The organism is Pseudoalteromonas lipolytica, assembly GCF_001306915.1.
GTDB lineage: Bacteria > Pseudomonadota > Gammaproteobacteria > Enterobacterales > Alteromonadaceae > Pseudoalteromonas > Pseudoalteromonas simplex.
Genome location: NZ_LJTC01000004.1, coordinates 369,515 through 379,627, shown reverse-complemented (window position 1 = coordinate 379,627; position 10,113 = coordinate 369,515). Strand labels below are relative to the sequence as shown.

The following is a 10,113-nucleotide window of genomic DNA, read 5'->3' as shown; positions in this document are numbered from 1 at the left end:
TCACACTCCAGACCATTAGCTCAAGAGGTAGCCTGCGCTTCCTGAGTGTTGCGACCCCAGACTCTGCAAGTGCTTGTTGTATTAAAGACTCATCCAGTATTTCCGACAAGCTGTGAATATTAGAATCGATAAATGATGAAATATTGGCGAAGCTATGATTAAGGGGCATAAAAAAATCCGATGACCTGTGATCATCGGATTTTGATCCTATTATGCCAAATGTCAATTGCTTAACTGATCGGCATTGATCCCGTGGTTCCCTCATTTTTTCTCATTCGCTTCTCTTTGTGAATTAAACCTTCAACGAAATAAACTTCACGCCTTCAAATATGCCCCCATTGCCCTAAGAGTTATTTACCTCTATGCTGAAATTAGCTTCAAAAAGGAGAATATTATGCATATAAAACACCACGGAGCGGTGAAAGGCGTAACTGGGTCTTGCCACCAGCTATTTATTGATGACACAAATTCTGTACTTGTTGATTGTGGGCTATTTCAAGGGGAAGACAGTAAACAAGATCTAGCAATTGAGTTTGATATCTCAACAGTTAAAGCGCTGATTGTTACACATTGTCATATAGACCATGTTGGCCGCATACCCTACTTTCTTGCCGCAGGTTTTAAAGGCCCAATTTATACCTCGATTGCCACCGCAAAACTCTTACCTATGGTGATTGAAGATGCCTTAAAAGTAGGTGTAACTCGCGATGAAGCGGTGATCCGCACCTGCTTAAAGTTACTAGAACAGCAAATTATCTCTCTTGATTATAATACATGGTACTGCATTCCCGTAGGAGTGGGCTTAAACTCCGAAAAAGCAGCCTCAAGCAATCAAAACTCATTATATAAAATTCGCCTGCAACGTGCTGGGCACATTTTAGGCTCTGCCTATGTTGAAATTGAACTGGGTAAACGACCAAACACGCATAGAGTGGTATTTTCAGGTGATTTAGGTGCGCCTTACACACCATTGTTACCGACGCCAAAACCACCCTACCGTGCCGATACATTAGTTATTGAGTCTACCTATGGTGATAAAAACCATCAAGGCCGCAAAGAGCGCGTAGCCGTGCTTAAAAAAGTTATAGAACGTGCCGTAAGTGATAATGGCGTGGTACTCATACCGGCTTTTAGTATTGGCCGCACACAAGAATTGCTGTATGAATTTGAACAGCTTATTCACTCTGCACGTAAGCGCTCTATGTGGCATGAGCTGCAAATTATTGTTGATTCACCAATGGCAGCCAATTTCACAAATGAGTATTTACACTTTAAAGCGCTGTGGGATAACGAAGCAAAAAAACGAGTAAAACAAGGCCGCCACCCGCTCGACTTTAAACAACTACACACTATTGATAGCCACCAAGAACACCTTGCATTAATAAACTTTTTAGCCTCGAAACCGCAGCCCGCAATAATCATAGCTGCCAGCGGAATGTGCAATGGCGGCAGAATAGTTAATTATCTAGAACGGTTTTTACCAGACAAAACAACCGATGTCATTTTTGTTGGCTACCAAGGACGAGGAACCTTAGGCCGAGATATTCAAAAATATGGCCCACGCGGCGGATACGTCTTTATCGATAATAAAAAGGTGATGATTAAAGCACAAGTTCATACCATTAGCGGTTATAGCGCCCACTCAGATCAAAAAGGGTTAATAAATTTCGTTACTGGCATACGCAAAAAGCCAAGTTTAATTAAAATAGTTCACGGAGACGAGCAAGCCAAACAAGCATTGGCTAATGAGCTTTGTACAAGATTAGCAACAGCAACAATTAAAATTCCGTAACGCATATAAAAAAAGCCGCATAAATGCGGCTTTCAGATTTAATCCCTATTTAGGAACTAACAAAAATGGTTACTAACCACCAGTGCCGCCTGAGCCGCCTGAGCCGCCTGAACCTGTTACTTCGTTACAAGTGAATTCAAACTCTTGTGTCATATCTGAATCATCAACACTGTCTAGTGTGAATGTATTTGAACCAACAACAGGTAAACCACGGAAGTTAACTTTAACCTGGTAGTTCTCGCCCGCGCGTAAGCCAGATAAATCAAAATTACCATCAGCGTTTTTCAGTACAGATTTTTCGCGTTTATTTTCACGGTTATATGTCACAACTGAGTTACTTACATCTACTGATTGTGAATTATCTTGTGCACATACGCCAGACAGAGTAAGTGTTTTACTTACTACTTCATATGGGCGAGTAAGCTCAACTGGTACAGTACCACATACTTCTACTTCACCGTCAGATTCAAACCAAAGTCCGCCTTCATTATCGAAAACATAAACATCGGCCATTGCATCTTCTGAGAAACCATATCGAGTAAGCGCAAAACCTGAGAATACATCCTCAGAAGTAGCACCCTCTGGCAGTACAGATAACCCTAAGCCATCGCTAGATGCCGCTATAAACAGTAAGCCACCAGCCGGAACAGCATCGCCTGTTACAGTAGCAGATAAGCCAGTACTACATGCAGCAGCTGATTTATTTACTGAGAACCATGTTAAGTGGTCTGTTTCAAAACTAACAGTACCTGTGCCTTTAGTTACAACAAACGACTCATCTTTCCATACACCTGTGTCTTCATCTAAAGATTTAACAGTTAGAGTTTCACCTGCATCTAAATCTGAAGGAGCAGCAAGAGTAACTTTTAATGTATCACCAAGGAATTTTTTAACCTTAGTTTCACCAACAGTCATTGTGATATCAGCCAAAGATACTGGTACAGCAACATTACCGCTTGTATTGTTAGCATTTAAGCCTTCAGGAATAACAGAACCCTTAGTATCAGAAGTAGGATCTAAACCTAAAACACTTAATGACAACTCACCTGGATCAACAGTTTCGCCCGAACCTTTTTGTAGTGTAGTACCATTAGGTAAAGTTACAGTCGCAAGAGATGTAGTATCAATTTTTGCATCGGCCACGATTTCTTCAGAAGTAGTAGCGCTTGCAAGGGTTTTCTTTACAACTTCCTGTTTAACTTCATCGCTGTCGCCAGTAAATAAAATAAATTGTGCAGTTAATACGTCGAAGTCATCTTCGTTTGTTAAATCAACATTAAATACTTTGCTGATATAACCTTCTGCAGAAACGATCGCGGTAACATTATCAAGGTCAGCGCCCTCTTTAAGTGTAACAACAAAGTTACCAGCGCCAGTTAAAGACTGAGCATTACTACCATCAACAGCTACAATGTTTGAAGATGGCATGCCATTTTCCATAAACTTAACGGTCGCATTGCTTAAAACATTAAACTCTTCGTTTTCAACAACAGAACCACTGATAACAAAGTCTAAAGCCGCTGGTGCTTCTGGTGCTACAATTACAACACCACCATCGCCACCATCACCACCGTCATCTGGTACTGGTTTATTGTTATCATCATCGCTAAAACAACCTGTTAAAGCGAAAGCCGATGCTACTGATAACGCTAGTAGCGATTTTTTGTTAGTAAACATAGGGAGTCCTTCTATTCCTTTATCAACATTTGTAAATGAATTTACTCATTTTATAAAATAGTAGCGCGAACTTCCAAAAAGTATAGTCAGCACCATAATTTTTTTACAAATTAAAAACGAGGCATTAAAGCTCTTAAATTATCTAAAACACCCCATCAATAATATAGCTAAATTACCTAATTGTACAATACTTAACCCAACATAAATTGTTACCGATAAGTTAAATATGCCTCTTTTAATCTTGCAAGATTTTGGTATACATAATCACTAGACAGACGCCCCTGATTAAGGAACGTACGGTAGGTGCTTATTGCACTTCCTGGAATAAAGCCTTGACTGAACACTAAACGGTTAGTGCTTTCACCAATCTCAGTACTCGCAGTATGCCTGTAAGATTCAGTGCCTTTAATTTGCCCAAATTTATAAGCTTTCATATCTTTTCGTGGTGAAAGTGGAATACTAAATGCCAAACCTGCTTTAGTCGTATTTGTATCTTCGTAATATACTGCCAAGTAGCTATCGCCAAACCAAAAACGGCTTTCTAACTTATAGCCAGAATCTTCATACCAATAATTACCTGCTTGAGCATGTAAGGTAATGTCTTGTTCAACCCAGTTATATTGGTAGTTTAGTGCTTGGAATGTTTTGCTGCCGCGATAATCTTCGTATTTATACGAACCCAACTGAGCACTAATTCTGTGACGCCCTTCATCACTCAGCCAAGTTGTTTCGTTAGTGATACCTGTTAAATCGTAGCGTTCTTTTATAAAGCCAACTTGCGTTTGGTTATAAAAACCGAATGGCAGCTTAAATGTTTGGTAGAACATAGCTCTATCAAATTCAGTTTCTTGACGATAACGCCTAAATGGACCTCGCTCATCATAGTCGTCACTATTTTCAACATTAACTTGTCCACCTAAAATAACACCCGCACCTTTCCAAAGAGGCACATCGACATCTGCTCTAATTGCAATAGAGTAGTCAAATACACCTAACTCGGTAGCGTACGTATTACTAATAGCAGGGCTTAAAGTTACACGCGGTTTAAAGTAAGGGCTCGCCTGCGCTTTACCAGCCCATGTAACACCTTCGGGAATAACGGCTTTGTCTTGTTGAACATTTAAGTCAGGGCTAATGCCCTTTTCAATAAACAAACGATAATTGTCGATGTTGCCGCTAATTGCTAGTAACGGGATATCTGTTTTCGAAAGCTGAACGCTATAATGAGTATTTTCATTAACTATATTTTCGGCGATGCGACCAAGTACTACACCAATAGCGTCAATGTCGTTGCGGTTAAACACTGAGTTTTCAAAGTTAACAAATACGGTAGTTGAGTTGTAACCAACAACCACGTTTTCAAAACCATCATTAATGAGCGCATCTTTCAATGTAATTGCTTGTTTGCTTAAGCTAGAACTAACAACTTTTTGTGAATTTTGTGTTTGACTTTGCTCAGCACTAGTAACGGTTAACGCATCAGGCTGTTCAGCTAGCTTGGGCGCTACTGACGTTTGAATAAAGCCTAAACCATAATCGTTTACTTTAGCCGCAGGTGTATTGCTTGTTGGGGCTACATAAGGTGCAGGCTTTACAGGCTCATAATTAGTTTTAGCTTCATCAGATAATGGTAGGGTAAAATTTACCCCCCAGTAGGTGTCTTTATCTTCAGAAAAGTCAGTACTGCTGTAAAAACGGCTAGTAAAGGTTATTTCACCAATATCATATAGCCACTTTTTAGGAATCGTTATACGTGCTGCTGCATTTACAGCTTCGGCATCATATTCGGTGAGTAAGCTAAACCACTCAAGCGGTTGCCACTCAATACCAGCAAATGCGCCATTCATTTCACCAGTAAGTCTATCACTTGAACCTAGGCCGGCACTAAAACGAAAATCCCATAATTCTTTTGAAGCCACTGCATAAAACGTTTTATAGTTGTTAGCGGCACCACCTATATCTTTAGCACCTATAGCTACACTAAACCAATCTTTAGGTATATAAGGTAAGCGGTATTTTGCATTAAATGATAAATCACGCATTTGTCCACGGCCTTCGCTGTAAAATATATTATCATGCATGGATTCAGCAGAGACTTGTCCGCTCACTTCAAAGCCCTCAAATAATCCTGCAGAGAATATAAAATTATGGCCATCTAAATAACTTTGTCCTCTGAGATCCAATAAATTGTTATAACCGATATCAACACTACCAGATCTGATCGCTTCAGCATTCGGAGTGTTTATCAACCCCGTATAACCAGAAAAAGACTGGTAGCTTTTTATTTCGTCGGCGGCTATTGGCAAGCTAAGTGCGGCGGCACAGCTTAAAAACAATAAATTCAATTTTGGCATTAGGAAATCCGAGTTAAAGTTATAAGTTCCTTCATTGTTTTAAATATAACATCAGAAAACAAAAACAAGAAGCTATCAGCCAAACTAAACCTTTAGGGTCAAAAATAAATGACTATGTTAAAACTCAAAAGGGTAAGAATTTGCCTCTTACCCTTTTTAAATATTTAGTTTTAAAAGTTATACCGCTTTTAAATGCCTTGTGTTTGGCGTAACCATTTCTGTTACAAATTCTGTAAACTCTGCGCCAAGTTTTTCATCGCGCATACTGTACTCTACAATTGCTTTTAAATAACCTAGCTTGTCGCCACAGTCATGAGCACGACCACTCATGTGAAATGCTTCAACAATTTCATGCTTCATTAACTCATCGATTGCGTCAGTTAATTGAATTTCGCCACCTGCACCAGCAGGGGTATTAGCAAGCAGCGGCCAAATAGCTTTAGATAACACATAACGACCAACTACCGCTAAGTTAGAAGGAGCCTCATCTGCTTTAGGCTTTTCGACCATGGTTTTAATAGGCGCACTTTCGCCCGCAATAATTTTAACGCCACCAATATCAGCAATACCATATTTATGAACACTTTCTTGTGGTACTGGCTCAAGCATAATTTGGCTTGCTTTAACCTCATTAAAGCGTTTGATCATTGCGGCAACGTTTTCGTTTTTTTGATCAGCAGTATAGCTATCTAAAATAACATCGGGCAGTACTACAACAAAGTCGTCATCACCTACAATTGGTTTAGCACACATTACCGCATGGCCCAATCCTTTGGCCTCGCCCTGGCGAACATGCATAATGGTTACATCGTCTGGGCAGATAGAATGAACTTCTTCAAGTAGGGTACGTTTTACGCGTTTCTCAAGCGTTGCTTCAAGCTCAAAGCTGGTATCAAAGTGGTTTTCTATGGCATTTTTAGAGCTATGGGTAACCAATACAATTTCTTTAATACCGGCCGCTACACACTCATTAACAATGTATTGAATAAGCGGTTTATCAACTAAAGGCAACATTTCTTTAGGAATTGCTTTAGTCATAGGTAACATACGAGTACCAAGGCCCGCAACAGGAATAACAGCTTTCATAATTAGTCCCTTATTTAATAATTTAATCTACAATAACACCAAACTAACAGTACCAAAGTAGATACAAGCTGAATGGTTTTTAATTCAGTTTTTCGTTAAAAACGAATATTCAGAAGAAGCAAAGAGACGCTGAGCTTTAGAGTGAAGCAAAATATTTTTGGTTTACTCTTTTACTTCTCATTCATTTCTCTTTGTGCAAATATCTTTGCACGTAATAAATTTCACGCCGACATCAAAGAGATTTTATTGCACAAAGAGGATAAGAGACGCTGCGTTAAAGAGAAAACCAGTAAGTTTTTCCTCATTTATTCTCACTTTCTTCTCTTTGCGAATACGCTTTCGCGCGTAATAAATTTCACGCCTACATCAAAGACATTTTATTGCACAAAGAGGATAAGAGACGCTGCGTTAAAGAGAAAACCAGTAAGTTTTTCCTCATTTATTCTCACTTTCTTCTCTTTGTGCAATTATTTTCGCACGAAATAAATTTCACGCCTACATCAAAGACATTTTATTGTACAAAGAGGATAAGAGGCGCTGCGTTAAAGAGAAAACCAGTAAGTTTTTCCTCATTTATTCTCACTTTCTTCTCTTTGCGAATACGCTTTCGCACGTAATAAATTTCACGCCCACATCAAAGACATTTTATTGCACAAAGAGGGTATGAGACGCTACGCTAAAGAGAAAACCAGTAAGTTTCCCCTCATTTATTCTCACTTTCTTCTCTTTGTGAATACGCTTTCGCGCGTAATAAATTTCACGCCTACATCAAAGACATTTTATTGCACAAAGAGGATAAGAGACGCTGCGTTAAAGAGAAAACCAGTAAGTTTTTCCTCATTTATTCTCACTTTCTTCTCTTTGCGATCTTCTCTTTGCGAATACGCTTTCGCACGTAATAAATTTCACGCCTACATCAAGACATTTTATTGCACAAAAAGTATAAGAGGCGCTGCGTTAAAGAGAAAACCAGTAAGTTTTTCCTCATTTACTCTCACTTTCTTCTCTTTGTGAATAGGCTTTCGCGCGAAATAAATTTCACGCCTACATCAAAGACATTTTATTGCACAAAGAGGATAAGAGGCGCTGCGTTAAAGAGAAACCAGTAAGTTTTTCCTGATTTACTCTCACTTTTTTCTCTTTGTGAATATGCTTACGCACGTAATAAATTTCACGGCTACATCAAAGACACTTTATTGAACAAAGAGGCTATAAGACGCTACGCTAAAGAGAAAACCAGTAAGTTTTTCCTCATTTACTCTCACTTTCTTCTCTTTGTGAATAGGCTTTCGCGCGAAATAAATTTCACGCCTACATCAAAGACATTTTATTGCACAAAGAGGCTATGAGACGCTACGCTAAAGAGAAAACCAGTAAGTTTTTCCTCATTTACTTTCACTTTCTTCTCTTTGTGAATACGCTTTCGCGCAAAATAAATTTCACGCCTACATTACCTTAGGCATTGCGATTGCTAGATGCGCTCCCAATGCCACACAATGCGAAGCAATTATTTATTATAAAAACCTTTATACCAGCTGATTAACTCAGCCACGCCTTGCTCTACCCCAACCGCTGGTTTATACCCAGTTGCTGCAAATAAGTCTTGTGTATCGGCATAGGTTTTATAAACATCGCCAGCCTGCATTTCGCGAAAGTTCTTTTTCGCTTCAATACCTAGTTCAGACTCAATGGACTCAATAAATTTCATTAAATTAATAGGGCTGCCATGACCAATATTATAAACCTTAAATGGCGCAGAACTTGATGCAGGCGAGCCTGTTTCTACTTTCCAAGTGTCATCCCGTTCAGGCACTACATCTGCTGCACGTACAACACCCTCGACAATATCGTCAATGTAGGTAAAGTCACGCCACATATCGCCATTGTTATTTATATCGATGGTGTCGCCATCAAGCATTTTTTTAGTAAAAATAAACGGCGCCATATCTGGGCGACCCCACGGGCCATAAACTGTAAAAAAGCGTAAGCCTGTAGTTGGTAAGTTATACAAGTGTGAGTAACTGTGCGCCATAAGTTCATTGGCTTTTTTTGTCGCAGCATAAAACGAAACAGGGTGATCAACGCTATCTGTAGTTTCAAATGGTGTTTTTTCGTTTAGCCCATAAACAGAGCTAGACGAAGCATAAACTAAATGCGCAACTTTATTATGACGACACCCTTCTAGAACATTTAAGTGCCCCACTAAGTTTGAGTCAGCGTAGGCATCTGGGTTTTCAATTGAATAACGCACACCAGCTTGAGCCGCCAAATGAATTACACGGTCAAATTGCTCGCGCGCAAACAACTCTGCCATTGCGGCTCTATCTGCAATATCTAACTTGATAAAAGTAAAACTCTCGTGCTGTTCAAACTGAGCCAGACGCGCATGCTTTAAATTTACATCGTAATAATCATTTAAATTATCAACACCAACAACAACATGACCTTGCGCTAGTAATTTTTGACTTGTAGCTGCACCAATAAAACCTGCAGCGCCAGTAACTAAATATTTCATTATATTCCTATCTTATTGAGCCCGGTGGCTGCCAATTCATTTGACTTAATGAGAGTGAAGAGCGGCTTCATAGAGAAACCATATGTTCACAAAGAGATAATGAGACACTTTGCTTTAGAGAATACAAAAAGCACTATTATCACTTCCTCATTCTCTTCTCATTCACTTCTCTTTGTGCAAAAAGATCTTCGGTAAAATTCACAATGAGGCCAAGAGGCGCTTCGCTTTAGAGAAACCAAATACTCACAAAGAGATAACGAGACACTTTGCTTTCGAGAATACAAAAAGCATTAATGTCGCATCCTCATTCTCTTCTAATTCACTTATCTTTGTACAAAAAGATCTTTGGTAAAACTCACAGTGAGACCAAGAGGCGCTTCGCTTTAGAGAAAACAAAAGCATAATTTTCACTTCCTCATTTTCTTCTCATTCACTTCTCTTTGTGCAAAAAGATCTTCTGTAAAATTCACGGTGAGGCCAAGAGGCGCTTCGCTTTAGAGAAAACAAAAAGCATTATTATCACTTCCTCATTCTTTACTCATTCACTTCTCTTTGTGCAAAAAGATCTTCGGTAAAATTCACAGTGAAGCCAAGAGACGCTTCGCTTTAGAGAAAGCAAAAGTATTATCATCACTTCCTCATTCTTTTCTCATTCACTTCTCTTTGTGCAAAAAGATCTTTGGTAAAAT

General features: G+C 39.2%; 5 protein-coding genes and 1 pseudogene. 1 reads left to right on the top strand and 5 read right to left on the bottom strand.

Annotation, left to right across the window (positions count from 1 at the left end; translation table 11 throughout):
- Window positions 1-112: pseudogene (locus AOG27_RS21575) on the bottom strand (transposase domain-containing protein); the annotation flags it as partial.
- A gap of 282 nt (window positions 113-394) precedes the next feature.
- On the opposite strand from AOG27_RS21575, the gene AOG27_RS08295 reads away from it, so the two are divergent.
- Entirely contained in the window at window positions 395-1,792 is a 1,398-nt protein-coding gene (locus AOG27_RS08295) for an MBL fold metallo-hydrolase RNA specificity domain-containing protein (RefSeq protein ID WP_054552546.1), read from the top strand.
- Window positions 1,793-1,864: 72 nt separating this feature from the next.
- On the opposite strand, the gene AOG27_RS08290 is transcribed toward AOG27_RS08295, so the two are convergent.
- The 4 genes from AOG27_RS08290 to AOG27_RS08275 form a co-directional block, all read right to left on the bottom strand.
- The gene (locus AOG27_RS08290) at window positions 1,865-3,469 is read right to left on the bottom strand and encodes a hypothetical protein (protein ID WP_054552545.1); all 1,605 of its coding nucleotides are present in this window, start codon (window positions 3,467-3,469) and stop codon (window positions 1,865-1,867) included.
- Window positions 3,470-3,678: 209 nt separating this feature from the next.
- The gene (locus tag AOG27_RS08285; protein WP_054552544.1) at window positions 3,679-5,823 is read right to left on the bottom strand and encodes a YjbH domain-containing protein; all 2,145 of its coding nucleotides are present in this window, start codon (window positions 5,821-5,823) and stop codon (window positions 3,679-3,681) included.
- A gap of 177 nt (window positions 5,824-6,000) precedes the next feature.
- Window positions 6,001-6,909 carry a UTP--glucose-1-phosphate uridylyltransferase GalU gene (galU, locus tag AOG27_RS08280; protein ID WP_054552543.1) on the bottom strand — a complete coding sequence of 303 codons (909 nt, stop codon included), beginning with the start codon at window positions 6,907-6,909 and terminating at the stop codon, window positions 6,001-6,003.
- A gap of 1,507 nt (window positions 6,910-8,416) precedes the next feature.
- The gene (locus tag AOG27_RS08275) at window positions 8,417-9,424 is read right to left on the bottom strand and encodes an NAD-dependent epimerase (RefSeq protein ID WP_054552542.1); all 1,008 of its coding nucleotides are present in this window, start codon (window positions 9,422-9,424) and stop codon (window positions 8,417-8,419) included.
- Between the last annotated feature and the right edge of the window lie 689 nt (window positions 9,425-10,113).

Coding starts and splice junctions, on each gene's coding strand:
- AOG27_RS08275 (WP_054552542.1), bottom strand. CDS start 9,424: ATGAAATATTTAGTTACTGGCGCTGCAGGTTTTATTGGTGCAGCTACA.
- galU (WP_054552543.1), bottom strand. CDS start 6,909: ATGAAAGCTGTTATTCCTGTTGCGGGCCTTGGTACTCGTATGTTACCT.
- AOG27_RS08290 (WP_054552545.1), bottom strand. CDS start 3,469: ATGTTTACTAACAAAAAATCGCTACTAGCGTTATCAGTAGCATCGGCT.
- AOG27_RS08295 (WP_054552546.1), top strand. CDS start 395: ATGCATATAAAACACCACGGAGCGGTGAAAGGCGTAACTGGGTCTTGC.
- AOG27_RS08285 (WP_054552544.1), bottom strand. CDS start 5,823: ATGCCAAAATTGAATTTATTGTTTTTAAGCTGTGCCGCCGCACTTAGC.